Annotated in this window: 19 protein-coding genes; 5 read left to right on the top strand and 14 right to left on the bottom strand. The window is 62.4% G+C overall.

The features are described 5' to 3' along the window. Positions 1–115: 115 nt before the first annotated feature. Positions 116–940, top strand: a complete 825-nt coding sequence (gene mazG, locus AB7813_RS03930) for a nucleoside triphosphate pyrophosphohydrolase (protein WP_439083446.1) — start codon at positions 116–118, stop codon at positions 938–940. A gap of 31 nt (positions 941–971) precedes the next feature. Beyond that, a complete protein-coding gene (locus AB7813_RS03935; RefSeq protein WP_439083445.1) occupies positions 972–1757 on the top strand; it encodes a sulfite exporter TauE/SafE family protein in 786 nt (261 codons plus the stop codon). Positions 1758–1774: 17 nt separating this feature from the next. Here the strand turns inward: AB7813_RS03935 and hflX are convergent, their stop codons facing one another. The 8 genes from hflX to dusB form a co-directional block, all read right to left on the bottom strand. Continuing rightward, the gene (gene hflX, locus AB7813_RS03940) at positions 1775–3166 is read right to left on the bottom strand and encodes a GTPase HflX (protein ID WP_175369010.1); all 1392 of its coding nucleotides are present in this window, start codon (positions 3164–3166) and stop codon (positions 1775–1777) included. Positions 3167–3189: 23 nt separating this feature from the next. After that, positions 3190–3435 carry an RNA chaperone Hfq gene (hfq, locus tag AB7813_RS03945; protein ID WP_068731834.1) on the bottom strand — a complete coding sequence of 82 codons (246 nt, stop codon included), beginning with the start codon at positions 3433–3435 and terminating at the stop codon, positions 3190–3192. A gap of 187 nt (positions 3436–3622) precedes the next feature. Further along, on the bottom strand, positions 3623–4480 hold the full coding sequence (locus AB7813_RS03950; RefSeq protein WP_439063889.1) for a D-amino-acid transaminase: 858 nt from the start codon (positions 4478–4480) through the stop codon (positions 3623–3625). A gap of 45 nt (positions 4481–4525) precedes the next feature. Beyond that, positions 4526–5896: a nitrogen assimilation response regulator NtrX gene (gene ntrX, locus AB7813_RS03955; protein ID WP_089264305.1), complete on the bottom strand. Its 1371-nt coding sequence runs from the start codon at positions 5894–5896 to the stop codon at positions 4526–4528. A gap of 32 nt (positions 5897–5928) precedes the next feature. Next, on the bottom strand, positions 5929–8214 hold the full coding sequence (locus tag AB7813_RS03960; protein WP_175369009.1) for a sensor histidine kinase NtrY-like: 2286 nt from the start codon (positions 8212–8214) through the stop codon (positions 5929–5931). 192 nt (positions 8215–8406) lie between these two features. After that, positions 8407–9849, bottom strand: a complete 1443-nt coding sequence (gene ntrC, locus AB7813_RS03965; protein ID WP_068731842.1) for a nitrogen regulation protein NR(I) — start codon at positions 9847–9849, stop codon at positions 8407–8409. A 14-nt stretch (positions 9850–9863) separates the two neighbouring features. After that, positions 9864–11042 (bottom strand): two-component system sensor histidine kinase NtrB, encoded by a 1179-nt coding sequence (locus AB7813_RS03970; RefSeq protein ID WP_246297897.1) that lies wholly within the window; start codon positions 11040–11042, stop codon positions 9864–9866. Next, on the bottom strand, positions 11039–12073 hold the full coding sequence (dusB, locus tag AB7813_RS03975) for a tRNA dihydrouridine synthase DusB (RefSeq protein ID WP_439083444.1): 1035 nt from the start codon (positions 12071–12073) through the stop codon (positions 11039–11041). Before dusB ends, AB7813_RS03970 begins: the two co-directional genes overlap by 4 nt. Positions 12074–12305: 232 nt before the next feature. Between dusB and AB7813_RS03980 the strand changes: the two genes are divergently transcribed. Continuing rightward, positions 12306–13502 carry a bifunctional 2-C-methyl-D-erythritol 4-phosphate cytidylyltransferase/2-C-methyl-D-erythritol 2,4-cyclodiphosphate synthase gene (locus AB7813_RS03980; protein ID WP_439058400.1) on the top strand — a complete coding sequence of 399 codons (1197 nt, stop codon included), beginning with the start codon at positions 12306–12308 and terminating at the stop codon, positions 13500–13502. A 1-nt stretch (position 13503) separates the two neighbouring features. Beyond that, positions 13504–14127: a CinA family protein gene (locus tag AB7813_RS03985; protein WP_093758557.1), complete on the top strand. Its 624-nt coding sequence runs from the start codon at positions 13504–13506 to the stop codon at positions 14125–14127. Here the strand turns inward: AB7813_RS03985 and AB7813_RS03990 are convergent. Both AB7813_RS03990 and lipA read right to left on the bottom strand, forming a co-directional pair. Next, entirely contained in the window at positions 14117–14602 is a 486-nt protein-coding gene (locus tag AB7813_RS03990; RefSeq protein WP_093759100.1) for a type II toxin-antitoxin system RatA family toxin, read from the bottom strand. The genes AB7813_RS03985 and AB7813_RS03990 overlap by 11 nt on opposite strands. Positions 14603–14612: 10 nt before the next feature. Continuing rightward, the gene (gene lipA / locus AB7813_RS03995) at positions 14613–15572 is read right to left on the bottom strand and encodes a lipoyl synthase (RefSeq protein ID WP_439083441.1); all 960 of its coding nucleotides are present in this window, start codon (positions 15570–15572) and stop codon (positions 14613–14615) included. 100 nt (positions 15573–15672) lie between these two features. Here lipA and AB7813_RS04000 point away from each other — a divergent pair, with 100 nt between their 5' ends. Further along, positions 15673–16278: a DNA-3-methyladenine glycosylase gene (locus AB7813_RS04000; RefSeq protein WP_439083440.1), complete on the top strand. Its 606-nt coding sequence runs from the start codon at positions 15673–15675 to the stop codon at positions 16276–16278. A gap of 49 nt (positions 16279–16327) precedes the next feature. On the opposite strand, the gene AB7813_RS04005 is transcribed toward AB7813_RS04000, so the two are convergent. The 4 genes from AB7813_RS04005 to AB7813_RS04020 form a co-directional block, all read right to left on the bottom strand. Next, positions 16328–19201, bottom strand: coding sequence for a valine--tRNA ligase (locus tag AB7813_RS04005; RefSeq protein ID WP_439063894.1), 2874 nt, complete (start codon positions 19199–19201; stop codon positions 16328–16330). 176 nt (positions 19202–19377) lie between these two features. Further along, positions 19378–20121 (bottom strand): PopZ family protein, encoded by a 744-nt coding sequence (locus AB7813_RS04010; RefSeq protein WP_439063895.1) that lies wholly within the window; start codon positions 20119–20121, stop codon positions 19378–19380. Between the two features lie 291 nt (positions 20122–20412). Further along, the gene (locus tag AB7813_RS04015; protein WP_439063896.1) at positions 20413–21804 is read right to left on the bottom strand and encodes a TolC family outer membrane protein; all 1392 of its coding nucleotides are present in this window, start codon (positions 21802–21804) and stop codon (positions 20413–20415) included. Between the two features lie 232 nt (positions 21805–22036). Next, a complete protein-coding gene (locus tag AB7813_RS04020; RefSeq protein ID WP_439063897.1) occupies positions 22037–22615 on the bottom strand; it encodes a protein-L-isoaspartate O-methyltransferase family protein in 579 nt (192 codons plus the stop codon).

The following is a 22615-nucleotide window of genomic DNA, read 5'->3' on the forward strand; positions in this document are numbered from 1 at the left end:
TGCAGATAGCACTCTGCAGCCCTGTGTGAAAGACAGGCAAAACCGGGCATTTCCGCTGGGCCACGCCGCCGTCCTGCGGCATAGCAAAGGCTCCTGCTGTGAACCGTGGTGCCTCATGACCCCTTCCCGCGATATCGTCGGCCTGATCGAGATCATGGCCCAGTTGCGCACGCCCGTGACGGGGTGCCCATGGGATCTGGAGCAGGATTTCGCGAGTATCGCGCCCTATACGATCGAGGAGGCCTACGAGGTCGCCGATGCCATCGCCCGGCACGATCTCCACGACCTCTGCGACGAACTCGGCGACCTCCTGCTGCAGGTGGTGTTCCACGCCCGGATGGCCGAAGAGCGGAATGCATTCGCGTTCGGCGACGTCGTGGAGGCGATCACCCGCAAGATGATCCGCCGGCATCCGCATGTGTTTCCCGGCAAGGATGGCAAGATCGCACCGACGGATGTGAAGGGGACGTGGGGGCGTATCAAGGCCGAGGAAAAGGCTGAACGCGCCGCCCGGCGCGGCGTTGAGGCCACGCCGCCCTCCTCGTTCCTTGCCAGCGTCAAGGCCGGGCAACCCGCATTGAGCCAGGCCATGGAGCTGCAGACAAAAGCCTCCAGCATCGGCTTCGACTGGAATGATCCGCGCGCGGTGCTCGCGAAAATCCGCGAGGAAGCCGACGAGATCGAAGCGGCACTCGATCGCGGCGACCGCGCCGAGGTGGCGGCCGAGACCGGCGACCTGATGTTCGCGCTGGTCAATCTGGCGCGCCATGTGGACGCCGATCCCGAACTCGCACTACGCGGCACCAACGTGAAGTTCGAGCGACGTTTTGGCTATATCGAACAGGCGCTGGCGGCGAAGGGACGGACCCTGCAGGAGGCGTCGCTCGAGGAGATGGATGCGCTGTGGAATGAGGCGAAGGGTAACGAAATCGCGGATTGAATGACTCGCAACCGCCAAGGAACAACCGACGATGACACTGACTGACGTCCTCGGCGGTCTTCTGGCGGGCGGTGTCGGCGGCATGGCGTCCGGCTTGCTCGGTATTACCAGTGGCGGAATCCTCGTCCCGCTGCTGGTGCTCCTGCTTGGCAAAGATCAGCACGTCGCCCAGGGCGTTTCTCTCGTCGTGCAGGTCGTGCCCACCAGTTTTTCCGGCGTCCGCAACTATCAACGCAGCGGCCATCACGTGCCGCCGCGCTGGCTTGCCTGGCTGGCGATCGGATTTGCAGTGGGCGGGTGCGTTGGCGCCTTGCTCGCAACAACCGTTTCTGCTCGCGCGCTGCAATGGACTTTTGTCGGCTATCTGCTGGTTCTCGAAGTGATCGTCATCTGTCGGCCGTCACATCCCAAGCTCGAAGGCACAGCAGACGAAGCGAAAGAGGTGCCGTTACGCGGGTCAGCGCTCGTCGCCATCGGCGCGCTCGCGGGCTGGTCGTCGGGATTTCTGGGGATCGGCGGCGGGCTTGCGATCACCGCCTTGATGGCGGGCCTGCTGAAGGTGTCGCAGCATCAATCCCAGGCCCTTAGCCTTGCCGTTACAGCACTGCCCGTCACTTTACCGGCCGCCCTGCTCTATGTGCAGCAGGGCACAGAGCTGCCGTGGCTCACGATTGCAAGTCTGATCATTGGGCTGTGGATCGGTACCGGTCTTGGATCATGGCTGGCGAATCGCATGAGTCAGAGAGCTTTGCGGATGACACTCATCGCTGTCATCGCCGGCATGGCAGTGTTCATGGCGTTTAAAGCTGCCGCCTGAACAACAACGGAGTTTCGTCAGGCACTCAGATCCACGACCGGATGCAGCACCGCACTGAACCGACTCATGACGATATCGCGTTTGGTCTCATCGACACGCACCACCATGTCGAAATGGCCGTCGTGCAGTTCTTTCACCAGTACTTCCGCATTGCGATGCAGCCAGCTCACGCCAGCGCCGTCCGCAGCGTCGATTGACAGATCCAGCGTGATGCGGCTGGCGGCGAGCCGTGTTTCGATGGCAGCGAGCAGATCGTCGATGCCCTCGCCGGTTTCGGCTGAGACCATGAAGCACGGCTTGTCCAGCGGCCGCCGCGCCGCGATATTGGCGAGGTTCTCGCGCTCCTCCGGAGGGAAACGATCGATCTTGTTCCAGACTTCGAGAATGCGCGCTGTTGCATCCGTATCGATGCCGAGCTTGCGAAGCACGTTGTCGACATCGCTTTGCTGCGCTTCCGCATCCTCATGCGAGATGTCGCGGACATGGAGAATGATGTCGGCTTCCAGTACCTCTTCCAGCGTCGCGCGAAACGCGGCTACGAGCTGGGTCGGCAGGTTGGAGATGAAGCCCACCGTGTCCGACAGCATGGCCTTGCCGCCATGCGGCAGCGTCAGCGCGCGCAGCGTCGGATCGAGGGTCGCGAACAACATGTCCTCGGCCTGCACGTCGGCGCGCGTCAGCCGGTTGAACAGCGTCGACTTGCCGGCATTGGTGTAACCGACCAGCGCAACAACGCGATACGGCACGCGCTGGCGGCCGGCGCGATGCAGGCGCCGCGTCGCCTGGACCTTCTTCAGATCGGCTTCGAGCCGCGCGATGCGGTCGCCGATCATGCGGCGATCCGCCTCGATCTGGGTTTCGCCGGGGCCGCCCATAAAGCCAAAGCCGCCGCGCTGGCGCTCCAGATGGGTCCATGAGCGGACGAGACGGCTGCGCTGATAATTGAGATGCGCGAGCTCAACCTGCAGCGTGCCTTCCTTGGTCTTGGCACGGCGGCCGAAGATTTCAAGGATGAGACCGGTACGGTCGAGCACCTTGGCCTTCAGTTCCTTTTCGAGATTGCGCTGCTGGATCGGCGACAGCGCGCAATCCATCACCACGATGCCGATCTCGTTCGCCGCGATCAGGCCGGCGATCTCCTCGACCTTGCCCTTGCCGAGATAGGTGGCCGGGCGGATCTGGCTCAGCGGCGCGGCGACGGCCTCGACCACGGTGAGGTCGATGGCGCGTGCGAGACCGACCGCCTCTTCGAGCCGGGCTTCCGTATCGCGGACATGAGAATAGGCTTGCGCGTCGGCGTCGCCCCGCCGTTCGCGCAGGTAAGGACCGACCACGAGAACGCGGCCGGTCGATTCGCTGCTGGCCGAGGGTCGGTCGGCAGCATTGCCTTCGAAGCTACGAAATTCCAATCAAGCGTCTCTCAGGAGTTCGCTCAAGCCGGATCCTCGCCACCCTCAAAAAGCTGAATCGGTGCGCCCGGCATGATGGTCGAGATCGCATGCTTATACACCAGCTGCGAGTGTCCGTCGCGCCGGAGCAGAAGACAGAAATTATCGAACCAGGTGACAATGCCCTGCAATTTGACGCCGTTCACCAGAAAGATCGTGAGCGGAGTCTTGGTCTTGCGTACGTGGTTGAGGAAGGTGTCCTGTAGATTTTGTGCGCGGTCTGCCGCCATTTTTTTTAATCCCGCAGTCTGTTTTGTTGCTTTTTTTGAACCCGGCGCAGCCCTCTCCGGGGCCTTACCAAGCTGCCGCACTTTCCCCTGAGATCCCCCTCCGGGAGCGCGACGACGTGATTAGACGGCAGGCGCGCTTTTTAGGCAAGCCGGAACGCGGAATTGGTGCCTAAAAGCCCGGCAAATTTTATGAAATCGCTGCGAATTTATGGAATTCCTGCCTCAGGCGCGTCGCGATACCACCAGGCTTGCCGTCACCGATCGGTTTGCCGTCGATATTGATGACCGGCATCACGATCTGACTCGCCGACGAGACGAAGGCTTCTGCGGCGTCATAAGCCTCTGCCGGTGTGAAGTTCCGCTCTTCCAGCTTGAGCTGCATCGATGCCAGGACCTCGATCAGCACGGCGCGGGTGATGCCTGCGAGAATGCCTGACGCGGCCGTGCGCGTCACCACCTTGCCGTCCTTGGTGACGATCCAGGCGTTGCACGACGCGCCCTCCGTGACGAAACCGTCGGCGTCGACATACCAGGCTTCATAGGCGCCCTTGTCGCGGGCTTCCTGTCGCGCCAGCACATTGGGCAGCAGGCCAACGGTCTTGATGTCGACGCGCGGCCAGCGATTCTCCGCCGTGGTGATGACCTTCACGCCCTTGGCAGCAGTCGCCTGGTTCTTGGCGAAGTTGAGCGATTTCGCCGTCACGACCACACTTGGCTTCACGTCCGGCGACGGAAATCCGTGATCGCGATGGGCGACGCCGCGGCTGATCTGCAGATAGACGATGCCGTAATTGATGCGATTGCGGCGAATGACTTCCTGCATCACCACCTTGAGCGATGTCAGCGCCATGGCCTCGGCGATGCGCAATTCCCGCAACGAGCGCTGCATGCGCGCAATATGGCGAGGAAAATCGACCATCTTGCCGCCGATGATCTCGCAGACCTCGTAAATGCCATCAGCGAACTGATAGCCGCGGTCCTCGACGTTCACGGCGGCATCGCGCAGGTTGACGTATTGACCATTCACATAGGCGATGCGCGACATGTTCGTTCCGAGGCTTGAGTTGAAGCTTGAGGTGAGGTGAGTGATTTAGCCGACGCCGAGCGCCTTGAGCTTGCGGTGCAAAGCGGAGCGCTCCATGCCGACGAATTCAGCGGTGCGCGAGATATTACCCGAAAAACGGCTGATCTGCGCAATCAGATAATCGCGTTCGAACACTTCGCGGGCTTCGCGCAGCGGCAGGCCCATGATGTGTTCGCCATTGTTGCTGGTCGGCATCGACGGCACCATCGAGCCCACGTCCTGCGGCAGCATGTCGGCGGTGATGATTACTTCCGGCCCGCCGCCGGCCAGGATCATGACGCGTTCGACGTTGTTGCGAAGCTGGCGGATATTGCCCGGCCAGACATGGGATTGCAGGACAGCCATGGCGTCCTCGCCGATCTGCCGCTTCGGCAGGCCCGTCGCGATGGAGATCTGCTCCATGAAATATTCGATGAGCTCCGGAATATCCTCGCGATGCTCAGACAGCGGCGGCACGCGGATCGGCACCACCGAGAGGCGATGATAAAGATCCTCACGGAAACGACCTTCGGCGATTTCCTCTTCGAGATTGCGCGCGGTCGACGAAATGATGCGGACGTCGACATTGACCTTGGTGGTTCCCCCTGCCCGCATGAAAGTCTGATCGACCAGCACGCGCAGGATCTTGTTCTGGGTCTCGCGCGGCAGATCGCCGATCTCGTCGATGAATAGCGTGCCACCATGAGCCTCCTCTAGGGCTCCTGCCTTACGCGCCTGTTCGCCATTGGACTGTTCGATGCCGAACAGTTCGACTTCCATGCGCTCCGGCGTAATCGCCGCAGCGTTGATGACGACGAACGGCCCCGTGGAGCGGGCAGAGGCCGTGTGCAGCGTGCGCGCGGCGAGCTCCTTGCCGGCGCCCGACGGGCCGACGATCAGAATGCGGCTATTGGCCTTCGCGGCGCGATCGATGGTCTGGCGCAGCTGGTTCATGGCGGCCGAGCGCCCCGTCAGCGAATTGGCGACCGGTGCGAGTTGCTTCAGTTCCTTGACTTCGCGTTTCAGGCGCGAGGTTTCCAGCGCGCGCGTCGCGACAAGGATCAGCCGGTCAGCCTTGAATGGCTTCTCGATGAAGTCATAGGCGCCGCGCTTGATTGCCGCGACAGCGGTTTCGATATTGCCGTGGCCTGAGATCATCACCACAGGCAATTCGGGATTGTCGCGTTTGACCTGCTCGAGCAGTTGCAGGCCGTCGAGCTTGCTGCCCTGCAGCCAGATGTCGAGAAACACCATGTTGGGGCGGCGATTGGCGATTTCCGCGAGCGCGGAATCGCTGTCTCGTGCGGTGCGGGTGGTGAAGCCCTCATCGTCCAGAATGCCCGCAACAAGATCGCGAATATCGGCTTCGTCGTCGACGATCAGAATGTCATTTGCCATGGGTCAAAATATCCTGGTCACGTTTATTCTTGTCAGTTGCCGGTAGCAGTTTTGATCTTCGGTTCGTCATCAGGCGGGGCTTCCGGTTCACTCTTGTCCGCGTCAGCCTTCTGACCAGAGATAGAAAACCGCAGCCGCATCCAGGCACCGCGCTGTCCTGGACGAACACTCGATGCGTCGCCAAGTTCGATGCCTCCACCATGATCCTCGAGCACCTTGCCGACGATCGCGAGGCCGAGGCCAGTGCCTTTCTCGCGAGTCGTGACATAGGGTTCGAGCAAACGCGACCTGTTGACAGTCGGCAGACCGACGCCGTTGTCGATCACGTCGATCAATATCATGTCGTTCTCGCGCGACGCTGTGACATCAATACGACCTTTGCCGAGTTCTTCTGGCGGCACGGCCTCGATCGCCTCTGTCGCATTCTTGATGATATTGGTGAGCGCCTGCGAGATCAGCCGGCGATCGAACCGCGCGCGCATCGGCTCTTCCTTGATCTCGGCGGAGATGTCGAGCTCGGGGTGACCGACGCGCATCAGGAATACGGCCTGACGCACAGTGTCGGCGACATCCTCACCCTCGATCACGGGCTTTGGCATGCGCGCAAAGCGCGAAAATTCGTCGACCATGCGCCTGATGTCATCGACCTGCCGGACGATGGTGTCGGTGCATTGTTCGAAGATCGCCTTGTCATCGACGATCACCTTGCCGAATTTGCGCTTGATGCGCTCGGCAGAGAGCTGGATCGGCGTCAGCGGATTCTTGATCTCATGCGCGATGCGACGCGCCACGTCGGCCCAGGCCGAGGTGCGCTGTGCCGAGACGAGTTCGGTGATGTCGTCAAGGGTGATGATGTAGCTATCGCGCGACTGGCTGGTCTGTTCTGCGCTGACGCGCACCGACAGATTGCGCTCCTGCCCGTCGCGGGTGATCGTCACCTGTCCCTGCACCAGCCGCTGCGATCCCTCGCGTGCGGTCTGCATCAATTCGTCGAGCTCGGGAATGATCTCGTGCAGCGGGTGGCCCAGCGTCTCGGACTCCGAATGTCCGACCAGCTTCTCGGCCGAGCGGTTGAGAATGCCGATCATGTTCGAGCCATCGACGCCGATGATGCCGGCGCTGGCCGATGACAACACGGCCTCGATGAAACGGCGGCGACTGTCGATGACGTCGCTGGCGCTGACCAGTTCGTCACGCTGGGTGCGCAGCTCCTGCGTCATCTTGTTGAAAGTCTCGCCGAGATGAGCGAGATCGCCCTCGGACTGGATCACCGGTACCTGGACATGAAGATCACCGGTCGAGACCATGTTCGCAGCGCCCATCAGGCGGCGGATCGGCGCCACCAGCCAGTTGGCGAAATTCAGGCCGATCAGCACGGCGGACATCAGCACCGTCAGTGCGATCACGGTGAACATCAGCGCGAAGGCGACCTGAATGCCGAGCCTGCGCGATTCCAGTTCGGCATATTCGGCCGCGCCGGCCTGGCTCTGATTCATCTGCGCGACCACGCGCGGATCGAGCTTGCGGGCGACATAGAGGAACATGTTGTCGAACGCTCGCAATCGGATCACGGCGGCGACGTAATTTCCCTCGGGGATCACGGCGATGGCCGGCTCGGACGCGCTGACATTGACGAGGAAGTCTGCCGGCGGCGGTGAGAATTCCTGTTTGATGCCGGGCTGGTCGGGTTCGATGACGTTGCGATCCTTGTCGATCAACATGGCGCCCGGCAGATTGCGCGCGGTTGCATTTGCCAGCATCAACGAACGGAACGTGCCGCGGTCCTGATAGAAGAGCGGCTGGATGCGCGCGAGATCGTCGGCCATGCCGAGGATATCGCCCCCAATCAACTGGCCGTGCTCGTGCAGATAGGCGCTGGCAATCACGAGCGAATTGTTGATGACCGCCTTGGTCGGGCCGGAGAACAGCCGGTCGAGGCCGCGGTCCAGGGTCACATTGGCGACGATCGAGACGAGCACCGCCGGCAGCACGGCGATCACCGAGAACAGGCTGACGATCTGGACATGCAACCGGGCCGCCGCCCTGCCCCTGCGGCGCGCCTGGACAACCTTCCAGATCTCCCGCGCAATGATCAGGACCAGCAGGAGCACGCTGGCGGCATTGATCAGCAGGAAGGTAACGACGACCTGATGGGTCGGCGCGATCGGCGTGAGGCCATTCAGGACGAGGAAGGTCAGGCATGACGACAGGAGTGCCAAGCCGACGGCCAATGGCACGAATAGCCGCCGCAGGGTCCACCTGCGCGGCTCCGCCATCGACGGTTCATAGGCTGTAGCCGACGTGTCTGCGCTGGTCATTCCGACAATGTGGTGAGCGTGGACGCCGTGCGGCTGCCGGAGACAGCCCGGACCGCACTGATGCAATCATACAACAATGTTGCCCAATTACGACAAATCCACGGCGCAGACTAGCCAACGAAAACGCATAACCCGCGTTTTCGTGTGTTTTTGCGTCTCAAACCCTGGAATTGCTCGATCCCGCTACCGAGATCAGCCGCCGGTTCGATAGACCTGAATGTCGAGATCGCGAATTTTCTTCCGCAGCGTGTTGCGGTTGAGGCCGAGCAGATCCGCAGCGCGAATCTGGTTGCCTCGGGTCGCGGCCAGTGCTGCGGTCAGCAGCGGCACCTCGATCTCGCGGAGAATGCGGTGATAGAGACCCGGCGGCGGCACGCCGTTCGGGAAGCCGGAGAAGTGCGAGGACAGATAGACCTCGACGGCACCACCGAGATTATCCACGCCGGTCGGCGCGCTACCACCCGAGGCCACAGCGGGCGGCGCCAGTTCGCCGTCGATCACCGAGCCGGTAATGACATCCTGCGGATAGAGTGCTGCCAGACGGCGCGCGAGGTTTTCCAGTTCGCGAACGTTGCCCGGCCAGCGATGCTGCTTCATGCGCTCGAGCGCCAAGGCGTCGAGCTTCTTCGGCGGCAGGCCGTCCTTCTCCGCGAGTGCAAAGAAGTGGCGGATCAGATCGGGCAGATCCTCGATGCGCTCGCGCAGCGGCGGCAGGCGCAGCGGCACGACGTTGAGGCGGAAGAACAGATCCTCGCGGAACAGGCCCTGCTGGATCAGGATACGCAGATCCTTGTTGGAGGCGGCGACGATCCGCACGTCGGTCTTGATCGGCGTGCGGCCGCCAACGGTCGTGTATTCGCCCTGCTGCAACACGCGCAGCAAACGGGTCTGGGCTTCCATCGGCATGTCGCCGATTTCGTCCAGGAACAGCGTGCCCCCTTCAGCCTGCTCGAAACGGCCGGTGGCGCGGGCATTGGCGCCGGTGAACGCACCGCGCTCGTGGCCGAACAATTCGGACTCGATGAGATCGCGCGGGATCGCCGCCATGTTGACCGCAACGAACGGGCCATTGCGGCGCTTGCCGTAGTCGTGCAGCGCGCGGGCCACCAGTTCCTTGCCGGTGCCGGACTCGCCGGAGATCATCACCGTCAGATCGGTCTGCATCAGGCGGGCGAGGACGCGGTAGATTTCCTGCATCGCCGGCGAACGGCCGACCAGCGGGATCGAGTCGAACTCGCCGTCATCGGCGTGGCTTGCGACACGCTCCTTCGGCTCGGACAGTGCGCGACCGACGATGGCGATCAATTCCTTCAGATCGAACGGCTTCGGCAGATATTCATAGGCACCGCGCTCGGAGGCGCGGATCGCGGTCATGAAGGTGTTCTGCGCGCTCATCACGATAACCGGCAGATTGGGCCGCATCTTCTTGATACGCGGCAGCAGATCGAACGCGTTCTCGTCAGGCATCACCACGTCGGTGATCACAAGGTCGCCCTCGCCCTGGCTGACCCAGCGCCACAACGTGGCTGCGTTCCCGGTCAGGCGAACCTCATATCCGGCGCGCGACAGCGCTTGATTGAGGACGGTGCGGATCGCCGTATCATCGTCCGCAACCAGAATGCTACCTGCAGCCATCGTTAGTCCTCGTCTTACGTCTGTGAGGTGTGCGTCGTTGCCGCGGGGGCATCGGCGCTGCTCGGATCAAGGGTCTTGTCGTCCAATTTCTTGGCGGGGTTGAACATCGGCAACAGCACGCGAAAAGTCGTCTTTCGTGGCTGAGATTCACATTCGATGATCCCACCGTGATCGCCGACAATCTTCGCAACCAATGCAAGACCCAGGCCGCTTCCGGTGGGCTTGGTGGTGACGAAGGGATCGAACAGGTTGGGCAGAAGATCTTCGGGAACGCCAGGGCCGTTGTCCTTGACGCAAAACTCCAGCGGCAGCGAGACGCGCGATTTCTTGCCCGGCACCGACAGCCGCACGCCCGGCCGGAACGCGGTGGTGAGCTGGATCTCACCGTCGGAACCGAGATCGACGATGGCTTCGGCAGCGTTCTTCACCAGATTCAGGAACACCTGGATCAGCTGGTCCTGATTGGCCAGCACCGGCGGCAGCGACGGGTCGTAATCCTCGATGAAGCGGATGTTGCGGGCGAAGCCGGACTGCGCGAGGCGCTTCACGTGATCGAGGACGGAGTGAATGTTGACCGGGCCACGCGCCACCGGGCGGTCGTCGCCGAACACTTCCATGCGATCGACCAGCGTCACGATGCGATCGGCTTCGTCCATGATCAGGCGTGTCAGCATGCGGTCTTCCGACGATGCCGACTGCTCAAGTAGCTGAGCGGCTCCGCGAATGCCCGACAGCGGATTCTTGATCTCATGCGCCAGCATGGCCGCCAGCGCGATCACCGAACGCGCAGCGCTGCGATGGGTGAGCTGTCGATCCATCTTGTCGGCGATGGTGCGCTCCTGCAGCATCACCACAATATGGCCCGGACGCTCGGTGAGCGGCGCGACATGCAGATCGACCTGACGGTCGCCGCCGATGCGCGGTGTGCCCAGATCCACCTTGTATTCGTTCACCGGCGAACCGGCGGCGCGAACCTGATCGATCAGCGCCAGCAGCGGACTGCCGAATGGCACCAGTTCTTTCAGAGACTGCCTGCGCAGGAATTGCGTAGAAATCTCGAAAAAGGATTCCGCAGCCATATTGGCGTCGACGATCTTGCCGTCGGGTGCGATCAGGATCACCGGATTCGGTAGTGCGTTGAGAATGGCCTCACTGTCGGTCGGGACAGGACGACGGTGCTCTGCGGCGTTCATGCGGCAGCACTCCATGCGAAATCATCAAAAGCGTCATTCAGAGACCGCTGCACACCGGAGGGATCTTCGGATGTAAGGATCTTCTGTCGCCAGGTCTTCAGGGTCTCGGTCGGCGCGCAGCTCGTAGCTGCGGCCGCATCGAGTGCCCAGCCGAGATGTTTGCGCGCGTGGCGCAGGCCGATGCGCATGCCGTAGTGACGGACCACGTCGTCGTAGAGGGCGCAGATATAAGCGAGTTGCTGCTGCAGCGACGGCACGGCTTCCGCGATACCGGTTTCAAGACGTCGGCCGATCTGGCCGGGCAGCCAGGGCATGCCCTGCGCGCCCCGACCCATCATCACGGCATCGGCGCCGGACATCTTCAGCGCACTCACCGCCTTGTCGTAGGAGGTGATGTCACCATTGACGATCACTGGGATGCTCACCGCGTCCTTCACCGGGCGCACGGCGCTCCAGTCGGCTTCGCCCTTGTAGAACTGGCATCGCGTGCGACCGTGGACGGTGATGAGCTGGACGCCCGCCTGCTCTGCGCGCTGCGCAAGCTCAGGCGCGTTCAGCATGCGATCGTCCCAGCCCAGACGCATTTTGAGAGTCACGGGTACTTTCACGGCAGCGATGGTCGCCTCGATCAGCTTCAATGCGTGGTCGAGGTCGCGCATCAGCGCGGAGCCCGACTGGCCGCCGGTCACATGCCGCGCCGGGCAGCCCATATTGATATCGATGATGTCGGCGCCGGCGGCTTCGGCCACACGGGCCCCCTCGGCCATCCAGTGGGTCTCACAGCCGGCCAGCTGGACCACATGGGGCCCGATCCCGGTCGCTTCGCAGCGCAATACCGACATGGGACGACCATTGACGAGATCGTCGCTGGCGGTCATTTCTGACACGACGAGGCCGGCCCCGAGTTCGGCGGTCAGCCTGCGAAACGGCGCATCGGTGATGCCCGACATCGGCGCCAGAACGACCCGGTTGGCGATCTCGATGCCACCGATTTGTAACGGCTTGCTGTATACTGAGTCCGGGGTGGTCACAGACCTGCTCGTCGTTGTCTCGTCCGCTGCATTGCGGGCATAGGGCGCATAATGCGCACATTTGTTGTGCAGTCAACCGTCATGCCTACACATTAGACAGATGCGCTCATTTTGCAAGTGCAGTGCAGCAATGCACTCTTATGCAGCCACGAGAATGTAATCATACTGTTTTTGCTCGCGGCCGTGCTAAGGGCTGTGCGATCACCGCTTACCCCTTAATCACCTGACCCTGATGACAAAATCACCTAATCCTGCCGGTTTGAAGACAGCCGCCATTATCGTTGCCGCCGGCCGCGGCCTCCGCGCCGGCGCTGGTGGACCGAAGCAATATCGCATGATCGGAGGCCGCAGCGTTATTTCGCGGGCTATGGAGCCGTTTTGCAACCATCCCCAGGTCTTTGCGGTCCAGCCGATCACCAATCCTGACGATATCGCTGTGTTCAACGAGGCGGTCAGCGATTTAAGGTATCATGTTCCTGCCAATGGCGGTGCGACGCGTCAGGCGTCGGTGCATGCTGGACTCGAAGCACTGGCAGATCACGCGCCGGACATCGTGCTGATTCACGATGCAGCCCGCCCGTTCGTAACCCCTGCTTTGATCGAGCGCGCGATTGCCGCGGCACAGATCACTGGCGCTGCCGTGCCCGGTGTCGCCGTTACCGATACGATCAAACAGGTCAACGAGGCCGGACACGTGGAAGCGACGCCGGACCGTGCACGCTTGCGCAGCGCGCAAACGCCACAGGCATTTCGTTTTGATGTCATCCTTGAAGCGCATCGTCGTGCTGCAAAGGAAGGCCGCGATGATTTCACCGACGATGCCGCGCTCGCCGAATGGGCGGGATTGACCGTGGCAACCTTTGAAGGCGATCTTGCAAATATGAAGCTCACGACTCCCGAAGATTTCATTCGCGAAGAAGCGCGTCTCGCCGCCTCGCTCGGCGATATCCGCATGGGCACGGGCTATGACGTGCACGCCTTCGGCGACGGCGATCACCTGATGATCTGCGGCGTCCGTGTGCCGCATACGCGCGGCTTCCTTGCTCACTCAGATGGCGACGTCGGCTTGCATGCGCTGGTCGATGCGATCCTGGGCGCGCTGGCTGACGGCGATATCGGTTCGCACTTCCCGCCGACCGATCCGCAATGGAAGGGCGCGGCGTCCGACAAGTTCTTGAAATACGCCGTGGACCGCGTCGTCGCACGTGGCGGCCGTATCGCCAATCTCGAAGTGACGCTGATCTGCGAGCGGCCCAAGATTGGCCCGCTACGCGATGCGATGCGCGAGAAGATCAGCGAGATCTCCGGCGTGGCACTGTCACGCGTCGCGGTGAAGGCGACCACCAGCGAACGTCTCGGCTTCACCGGCCGTGAAGAAGGCATCGCCGCGACTGCGGCTGCCACCATTCGCCTTCCCTGGATGGACTGACATGGCAGCGAGCGACGCACGAGCCCTCTCCCGCGCGCTGCTCGATCTCTGCCGCAGCCGCAAGCTGACGATCGCGACCGCTGAGTCCTGCACCGGCGGCCTCGTCGCTGGCGCACTGACCGAAATTCCCGGCTCGTCCGACGTGATCGATCGCGGCTTCGTCACCTATTCCAATGCCGCCAAACACGCGATGCTCGGCGTCAAGACTGCGACGCTCGACAGTTTCGGTGCGGTCAGCAAGGAGACCGCGATCCAGATGGCGGTCGGTGCGCTCGAAGAAGCGGATGTCGATCTCGCGGTTTCGATCACCGGGATCGCAGGCCCCGGAGGCGCAACGCCGGGCAAGCCGGTCGGCCTCGTGCATTTTGCCGTTGCGTCGCGTGACGGCCGCATCGTCAACAAGGAATGCCGCTTCGGCGCCATCGGCCGCAGCGCGGTGCGTCAGCGCTCCGTGCTTGAAGCTCTGCGGATGCTGATGGAATTGGCACGTGGGCCACAGCCGCCGGCCAAGAAGCGCGAAGCAGCGAGTCTCGCGCGCCCGCGCGTGGCGCGTTCGCCGCGACGGACCGCCGTCAAACGACGCAGGCCGACCGCGCCACTAAAAAAGCCGACGACTAAGAAGTAGACGGAACGCTCGAGACGCGCGGGCTGCGATAAACTTCGTCCGCGCGCTTCTCGAAGGCTACGGCAAAGCGCTGGAATGCCGCGTCGAACATCGTGCCCATCAGCATCGCCAGCATGCGGCTCTTGAATTCATAGGCAATGAAGAAGCCCACATCGCATTCCCCGTCATCTGCCTTCGGCTCGAAGGTCCAGCGGTTTTCGAGATTGCTGAACGGACCGCGCAGATATTCGACCATGATCTTCAGGTTCGGCCGATCCAGCGTCACGCGGCTGGTGAAGGATTCCTGGACCAGCTTGAACGACACGGTCATGTCGGCAACGATGACCTCGGTGCCATTCTCATGCGGCGTGCGCTGGCGAATCTTCAGCGACTTGCACAACGGCACGAATTCCGGATAGCGCTCGACATCGGCGACCAGATCGAACATCTGGGAGGCGCTGTGACGCACGCGGCGCTTGTTGGCAAATCTCGGCATCGTCGCGTTCTCAGCGCGCGAGAGCGGCGCGCGCAGCCTGCAGCTTGGCAAAATCCTCGCCGGCATGATGCGACGAGCGCGTCAGCGGGCTCGCCGACACCATCAGGAAGCCCTTGGTGTAGGCGACTTTCTCATAGCCGCTGAATTCATCGGGGGTGACATAGCGCGACACCACGTGATGCTTGCGCGTCGGCTGCAGATACTGGCCGATCGTGAGGAAGTCGATATCCGCGGAACGCATGTCGTCCATCACCTGCAGCACCTCGTGGCGCTCCTCGCCGAGGCCAACCATGATGCCGGACTTGGTGAAGATGGTCGGGTCGAGTTCCTTGACCTTCTGCAGCAGGCGCAGCGAATGGAAATAGCGCGCGCCCGGTCGCACCGTCAGATAGCGCGACGGCACGGTTTCGAGATTGTGGTTGAACACGTCGGGCTTCGCCGCGACGACGACTTCGAGGGCGCCCGGTTTGCGTAGGAAGTCAGGCGTCAGGATTTCGATCGTGGTCGTAGGACATGCCGCGCGAATGGCACGAATCGTTTGCGCAAAATGTTCGGCACCGCCATCGGCGAGATCGTCGCGGTCCACCGAGGTGATCACCACATGATGCAGGCCGAGTTTGCGCACGGCTTCGGCGACATGCTCGGGCTCCATGCCGTCGAGCGCGCCCGGCATCCCCGTTTTCACGTTGCAGAACGCACAGGCGCGGGTGCAGGTGTCACCCATGATCATGAAGGTGGCGTGCTTCTTCTGCCAGCACTCGCCGATATTCGGGCAGCCGGCTTCCTCGCAAACGGTAACAAGGCCGTTTTCCTTGACGATCTTGCGGGTGTCACCATAGCCACGGCTGGTCGGCGCACGGACCCGGATCCAGTCCGGCTTCGGCGGCGAGAACGAATCCGGCCGATTCACTTTTTCAGGGTGACGCGGGCGGAGCGGTGTGGTGGATACGGTATCGAGGACGACGACCATGAACTGTCCGTTCTGAGTGAAGCCTTAGGTAATCCGCCGGGCCCTGTCCTGCAACCCGCCCTCGCCTTGCCCGGCCCTGCATCGTAACATAGCAGGCAGAATGGCTCCAAAACCTCACCAAATCCCCCAAAAGCTCGGCAAGGCACTCAAACGCAGCTTTTTCGCGCGGAGCGTGCACGATGTGGCCCCCGAACTGATCGGTGCGACGCTCCTGGTGGATGGCGTCGGTGGCGAGATCGTCGAGGTCGAGGCCTATCATCACACCGAGCCCGCGGCCCATTCCTTCAACGGGCAGACGCCGCGCAACCAGATCATGTTCGGGCCGCCCGGCTTTGCCTATGTCTACCGCTCCTACGGCATCCACTGGTGCGTGAACTTCGTCTGCGAGGCCGAGGATTCGGCCAGCGCGGTGCTGATCCGCGCACTGCAACCGACATTCGGGATTGGCGAGATGCAGCTGCGACGCGGGCTGCAGGATGAGCGCATGCTGTGCTCCGGGCCTGGCAAGGTGTGCCAGGCGCTGGGCATCAGCATCGCGCATAACGGGCTGGCTTTGGACAAGCCGCCGATTGCGATTCACGCAAGGACAGAAGTGCCGGACATTGTCGCAGGCATCCGCATCGGCATCACCAAGGCCGTGGAATTGCCGTGGCGATACGGGGTGAGAGGCTCAAAGTATCTGAGCAAGCCGTTTGCGAAGGTGTGAGCGGTAGGATAGGTAGAGCGTCTTCGCGAAACCCATCCTACGATCAAACTCACACCGCGTTCTTGAGCCGCTCCAGCGCTTCCAGCGTCTTGGCCTTGCGGGCCTCGGCTGCCTCGCGCTTCTCGCGCTCTTCCTCGACGATCTCTTCCGCGGCGTTGGCGACGAATTTCTCGTTGGAGAGCTTGGCGTCGGCGCGCTTGATGTCGGCTTCGGCTTTCACCAGTTCCTTGTCGAGACGCGTCTTCTCGGCGCCGAGATCGATCACGCCCTTCAACGGCAGCGCTGCGACCTCGCCGCGGATCAGAAGCTGCACGGCACCCTGCGGGGCGACATCGGCGAAGGATATGTCGCCGAGACGCGCGAGGCGCTTCACGACGTCGCTCCAGCGCTGGGCACGAGCCTGAGTTTCGGCAGACGCACCGGCCAGCACGAGTGGCGTCAATGTCGCGGGCACGATGTTCATCTCGGCTCGCACCGAACGAACCTCCGTCACCAGATCGATGACCCAGCCGATTTCGGCTTCGGCGGCGTCATCCTTGAAATCGGCGACCGGTTCGGGATCTCCCATCAGGATCGGCGCGACGATCGGATCGCTCGCGGCGGTCGCGATGATCAGCGCTTCCTGCTCGCGCGTCAGGCCGCTCGCCTTGCGCGACCACGGCGCCAGCGCCAGCAGACCGTCGCGCGGCGCGGTGACGGCCCAGAGTTCTTCCGTGATGAAGGGCATGAACGGATGCAGCAGCTTCAGGATCTCGTCACGCGCCCAGGCGACCATCGCGCGGGTTTCGGTCTTGGCCGGACCGTCCTCGCCCATCATGAAGGGCTTGGCGAGTTCGAGATACCAGTCGCAATACACGTTCCAAACGAAGCGATAGGCCGCGCCCGCTGCATCGTTGAAACGATAGGCTTCGATGGCTTCGGTGACTTCGCGCGTCGCCTTGACGGTCTCATGCGCGATCCAGCGGTTGAGCACTTCCTTGGCCTTGGTCGGATCGAAGCCCGCCGGCAGCACGCACTCGTTCATTTCGGCGAAGCGGCAGGCATTCCAGAGCTTGGTCGCGAAATTGCGATAGCCCTCGACGCGCTGGGTCGCGAGCTTGATGTCGCGGCCCTGTGCGGCCATCGCAGCCAGCGTAAAACGCAGCGCGTCGGCGCCGTACTGGTCGATCAGGTTCAGGGGATCGATGACGTTGCCCTTCGACTTCGACATCTTGGCGCCCTTCTCGTCGCGGACGAGGGCGTGGATGTAGACGGTCGGGAACGGCACGTCCTTCTTGAAGTGCATGCCCATCATCATCATCCGGGCGACCCAGAAGAAGATGATGTCGAAGCCGGTGACCAGCACATTGGTGGGATAGTAGCGATCCACATCGACCGAGCTCTGCGGCCAGCCCAGCGTCGAGAACGGCCACAGCGCCGACGAGAACCAGGTATCGAGCACGTCTTCATCGCGCGTGATGAAGCCCTCGCGCTTCGCTGGATCGAGCGCCATCTCGTGGCCCTGCTCTTCCGTGATCACTTCCTGCTCGACATAATAGCCGAGCGCGTTGCCGACCGCTTCTTCCTCGGTTTCGGCGACGAATACCTTGCCATCCGGGCCGTACCAGGCCGGGATCTGATGGCCCCACCAGAGCTGGCGCGAGATGCACCATGGTTGGATGTTCTCCATCCATTCGTAATAGGTCTTTTCCCAGTTCTTCGGCACGAACTCTGTCGCGCCGGTGCGCACAGCGGCGATCGCCGGCTGCGCCATGGTCTTGGCGTCCACGTACCACTGGTCGGTCAGATAGGGCTCGATGACGACGCCGGAGCGGTCGCCATGCGGCACCATATGCGTGTTGGGTTCGATCTTCTCGAGGAAGCCGAAATCTTCCAGCCGCTGCACGATGGTCTTGCGCGCCTTGAAGCGCTCCATGCCGTGCAATTCTTCGACGAGCTCCGACGCCGCTTCCGGCAGGCCGCGGAGATAGTCCTCGTTGTCGGCGAGTGCGAGCTTGCCTTCGATATCGAGGATGCTGATGCGTGCAAGGCCGTGGCGGTTGCCGACTTCGAAGTCGTTGAAGTCGTGTGCCGGCGTGATCTTCACCGCGCCGGAGCCCTTCTCCGGGTCGGAATATTCGTCGGCGACGATCGGAATGAGGCGGCCGACCAGCGGCAGAACCACGTTCTTGCCGATCAGATGGGTGTAGCGTTCGTCATCCGGATTCACGGCGACGCCGCTGTCGCCGAGCATCGTCTCGGGACGCGTGGTGGCAACGGTGATGAACGAGGTCGGATCTTCCGGATCGAAATTCTTGCCTTCGAGCGGATAGCGCAGATGCCAGAGGTTACCCTTGACCTCGACCTGCTGCACTTCGAGATCCGAAATCGCAGTCAGCAGCTTTGGATCCCAGTTCACAAGGCGCTTGTCCTTGTAGATCAGGCCCTCGCGGTGCAACTGCACGAACACCTTGATGACCGCCTCGGACAGGCCCTCGTCCATGGTGAAGCGCTCGCGCGACCAGTCGCAGGAGGCGCCGAGGCGCTTCAACTGATTGACGATCACACCGCCGCTCTCGGCCTTCCACTTCCAGACGCGTTCAAGAAATGCCTCGCGGCCCATGTCGCGGCGACCGGGCTCCTGGCGCTCCATCAACTGGCGCTCGACCACCATCTGGGTCGCGATGCCCGCATGGTCGGTGCCGGGCTGCCACAGCACGTCGCGGCCGCGCATACGCTCGAAACGACAGAGCACGTCCTGCAACGTGTTGTTGAGGGCGTGGCCCATATGCAGCGAACCGGTGACGTTCGGCGGCGGGATCACGATCGTATAGGGCTCGGCATCCACCCGGTCCGCGCGGCCGGCCTTGAACGCGCCTTCGGCTTCCCAGGCAGCGGCGATGCGGGTCTCGATATCGGCAGGCTGATAGGTCTTTTCGATCATGACAATTCAATCAAATCAGGGGTTTTCGGCCACGGTTTTAGGGCCTGGGGCGAACGCAGGAAGCCGATGGCGCTAGAAACCCGCCAGCGCGGCTCAAGTCAACATATAGGGCTGTTTAACCACCCCGGAGGGCCAAACGAAGGCCCTGAAAGGCCGTCGTTGCCTGTCTCGCGGGCTTAGCGGCCGCCGCCGCGCGAGACGCGCTCGATCTCAGCCTTGACGATGCGCTCGACGAGGCCCGGCAGGTTGTCGTCCAGCCAGGACTTCAGCATCGGACGCAGCATCTCCTTGACGAGATCCTCAAGGGTCCGCGCGTTGTTGCTCAGGACCGTATTGGCCAGCGCATTGAAGGCCGACTCCACGGACGACACGGTGCTGTGTGACAGGATCTGCTGCTGCGGTGCGACCGGGGGCGGATCATAGGACGGCGGGTCGAAGCGCGGTGCGGGTCGTTGGCTGCTGGCAGCGACAGCTTCGGCGAATTCGAGGTCGTCATCCGGCTCGACATGCTGGAATGCGGGTTCCGGCTCGGGGTCGGCGACCACCATCTCGTCGGTCAGTTCGAACACATCACCGTCGGGCTGCGCCGGGCGCACCTCTTCCTCGGTGGTCGCGGCTTCCAAGCTGGCCAACATCGCGTCGATGTCGTCCTGGCTGTTGGAGGCAGCAGGCTCCGGCGGCGGTGGCGCGGGCTTCGGGGCTGGAGGCGGTGCTTTGGCGGCAGCAGCCTGCGCGGCAGGAATCGCCGACGGCGGGATGTCTGTCATCGCAGCAGGCTTGGGTGCAGGAGCTGGCTTGGGCGGCGGCGGAGGAGCAACTTCGGCGACGGCCGGCTTCGCTTCGTCGTCGGCGATGATACGTCGGATCGACGCCAGAATCTCCTCCATCGAGGGCTCCTGGACCTTTGCAGGTTGCGTCATGTCCGACTCCGCATCATCAACGCTCTCGTCAATATTTTACACCAGACGAGGCTGAATTTGCGGGTTGTCGTTTTGACGACCGTTCGATTCAGCGCGCAAGCCTGACTTGTCCCCAAGATCAAGCGAGGCCTGACCACCAGCTGTCGCGCGGGAAATGCCCAAGGAATTAGGAGAGGCATTCCGAATCGCTAAGCCAGCAATGCAAACGGTACGTCATCGGACAAATTGATTGCAAGCAAAGGGCCGCACAAGCGGCCCTTTCGACACGATATCAGGTGATATCCGAGCGCGTTAGCGTCCGTCGGGCGTACGCACGCCGACCCAGCTATCGCGCACCTGATGATAGTGCACGCTGGGGTCATACACATTGGTGTTCAGCTTCATCACCATCGGTGACAGACGGCCAACTGCGTTGAGCACCGAGTATGATGCCACCACACGATCATGCTGCGCCGTGACAAGCGCGACGCGCGCGTTCACCAGCGCCTGCTGGGCATTCAACACGTCGAGCGTGGTGCGCTGGCCGGCCTTGGCTTCTTCGCGAACGCCGTTCAGCGCAATTTCGGAAGCCTGCACCTGTGCCTGTGCGGACGAGACCTGCGCCCTACCCGCCAGCAACTGACCCCAGGCCTGCACGACGCTCGCGCGCGCCTGATCGCGCGTCTGGTCGAGAGCGAGGCGTTGCTGCGCGAGCGTTTCCTTGGACTGACGGATCAGCGAATATTCGCCGCCGCCCTGGTAAACCGGGACCGACACCTGGGCGATGCCTGACGCCGTCAGACCGCGCGGCTGCGAGATCGACTGTTCCCAACCCTGCTGGATGTTGGCCGTCAGCGTCACTGTTGGAAACAGTGCGCCTTCGTTGACCTTGGTGTTCAGGAAACTGATGTCGACCCCGAACATTGCTGCGGTCACGCTCGGATTTTCAGTGAGGCCGAGCTCGATAGCGGCAGGTAGCGTGGCGGGCAGAAAGCGGTCGACTGGCGAACCTGCCTGCAAAGCCACCGGCTCGTTGCCGATAATGCGGCGGAAATTCGAGCGCGTGGTCGTCAGCGTCGATTCGGCGCTCAGCAACTGCGTACGGCCGGCGGCGAGCTGCGCCTCGGACTGCGCCACGTCGGTGCGCGTGACTTCGCCGACATTGAACCGGTCGCGGGTCTGCTTCAGCGTCTGCTCGAGCACACGCACGTTGCTGCGCTGAACCTCGACGGTGGCCGCGTCGCGCAGGTAATCCATGTAGATAGTCGCGGCGGAAAGCAACACTGACTGTTCCAGCACGCGCAGGCCTTCGCGTGCGGACGATACCTGGCTTTCGGCAGCTCGGGTACGGTTTGCAGTCTGCTGGCCGTTGTACACATTCTGAGTGATGGTCGCGCCAACGGCGCGGGGAACCTGCACGCCGTGAATTGCGGTCGCAGTACCTGCAATGCTGTTGACCGCGTCCGTGTACTGATAGCCGCCGCTCGCGGTGATAGCGACCCTCGGCCGGTAACCCGACAAAGCCTGCGGCACGTTCTCGTCAGTGACGCGCACCGAAGCGCGCTGGGCATTCAATTGAGGATTGTTCTGATAAGCGCGAACCAACGCCGCTTCGATCGTATCAGCCAGAACGGGTGACGTTCCGGCAAATGCCAGCAAAAGGGCCGCAGCTGCAGCACCGGTGAGAGCTTTTACGCCGCCCATTCTTGGTAATCCATCCATGCCGTTCACTGATCCGGGCGCACACTTATGGCGACCGAACAGATGATGTCCGTTAGCGAGTCTCCACTCACCATATTCCTCGCATTGGCGAGACGGAACCTCTCGTGGAAACTTGACAGTGAAAACTTGGCGAATGGGACATCCAAGCCACACTTGTAATTACCGCTGGCGATATTAGCGGTGCCCCGATGCCCGATAAGGCGGACAGTCGGCCCTAGAAAACGAATGACGGGAGCTTTTCCATGCCCGGCAGAACCGGCGCGGTAGCATCGAACAGGGGGCGGGAGCCAAAATCCTCGTGGGAATGGGTCACGATCACGGCGCGGGCGGGCTTGGTCAGGGCGAATACGCCCACTAGCTGACCATTGGGGGCCAGCTGCTTGTAAAGCCCGGTCGGGACGACTTCCGTCGCGCCGGCCAGAACGATCAGATCATAGGGGCCGTTCGCGGCATCGCCATCGGCCGGCATGCCGGCCGCGCTGGTGACCTGCCCGGCAAACTGGACGATCACGGCGGCCGCATAGCCCGTGGGGCAACCGACCACCAGAACCTTGTCGGTTGCCTTTACGTCGGAGGCCTGCAGCATCCGCGCCAGCACCACCGGCTTGATCAGAAAGCGATTCGGGGCGACTTCGAGGTCGAGGTCGAGATAGGCCATGGCGCGCTGGCTGGCAGGAACGAACTCCTCGCGCGGCACCGCGAGCATGGCATCGATGATGCGCAAATCGGTGACGTCGCTGGGACGCACCTGACCATCAACCATCTTCTGGCGTGCGGTCGAAAAGTCGGACAT

The sequence above is a fragment of the Tardiphaga sp. 20_F10_N6_6 genome (assembly GCF_052076045.1).
Taxonomy (GTDB): domain Bacteria; phylum Pseudomonadota; class Alphaproteobacteria; order Rhizobiales; family Xanthobacteraceae; genus Tardiphaga; species Tardiphaga robiniae.

Excerpts from the sequence above, each read along its gene's own strand:
- AB7813_RS03980 (WP_439058400.1), top strand. The coding sequence starts at position 12,306 with ATGACAAAATCACCTAATCCTGCCGGTTTGAAGACAGCCGCCATTATC.
- ntrC (WP_068731842.1), bottom strand. The coding sequence starts at position 9,849 with ATGGCTGCAGGTAGCATTCTGGTTGCGGACGATGATACGGCGATCCGC.
- AB7813_RS03960 (WP_175369009.1), bottom strand. The coding sequence starts at position 8,214 with ATGACCAGCGCAGACACGTCGGCTACAGCCTATGAACCGTCGATGGCG.
- AB7813_RS04000 (WP_439083440.1), top strand. The coding sequence starts at position 15,673 with ATGGCTCCAAAACCTCACCAAATCCCCCAAAAGCTCGGCAAGGCACTC.
- AB7813_RS03985 (WP_093758557.1), top strand. The coding sequence starts at position 13,504 with ATGGCAGCGAGCGACGCACGAGCCCTCTCCCGCGCGCTGCTCGATCTC.
- AB7813_RS03970 (WP_246297897.1), bottom strand. The coding sequence starts at position 11,042 with ATGAACGCCGCAGAGCACCGTCGTCCTGTCCCGACCGACAGTGAGGCC.
- AB7813_RS04005 (WP_439063894.1), bottom strand. The coding sequence starts at position 19,201 with ATGATCGAAAAGACCTATCAGCCTGCCGATATCGAGACCCGCATCGCC.
- mazG (WP_439083446.1), top strand. The coding sequence starts at position 116 with ATGACCCCTTCCCGCGATATCGTCGGCCTGATCGAGATCATGGCCCAG.
- AB7813_RS03950 (WP_439063889.1), bottom strand. The coding sequence starts at position 4,480 with ATGTCGCGCATCGCCTATGTGAATGGTCAATACGTCAACCTGCGCGAT.
- ntrX (WP_089264305.1), bottom strand. The coding sequence starts at position 5,896 with ATGGCAAATGACATTCTGATCGTCGACGACGAAGCCGATATTCGCGAT.
- hfq (WP_068731834.1), bottom strand. The coding sequence starts at position 3,435 with ATGGCGGCAGACCGCGCACAAAATCTACAGGACACCTTCCTCAACCAC.
- AB7813_RS04015 (WP_439063896.1), bottom strand. The coding sequence starts at position 21,804 with ATGGGCGGCGTAAAAGCTCTCACCGGTGCTGCAGCTGCGGCCCTTTTG.
- AB7813_RS03990 (WP_093759100.1), bottom strand. The coding sequence starts at position 14,602 with ATGCCGAGATTTGCCAACAAGCGCCGCGTGCGTCACAGCGCCTCCCAG.
- AB7813_RS04010 (WP_439063895.1), bottom strand. The coding sequence starts at position 20,121 with ATGACGCAACCTGCAAAGGTCCAGGAGCCCTCGATGGAGGAGATTCTG.
- lipA (WP_439083441.1), bottom strand. The coding sequence starts at position 15,572 with ATGGTCGTCGTCCTCGATACCGTATCCACCACACCGCTCCGCCCGCGT.
- AB7813_RS04020 (WP_439063897.1), bottom strand. The coding sequence starts at position 22,615 with ATGTCCGACTTTTCGACCGCACGCCAGAAGATGGTTGATGGTCAGGTG.
- AB7813_RS03935 (WP_439083445.1), top strand. The coding sequence starts at position 972 with ATGACACTGACTGACGTCCTCGGCGGTCTTCTGGCGGGCGGTGTCGGC.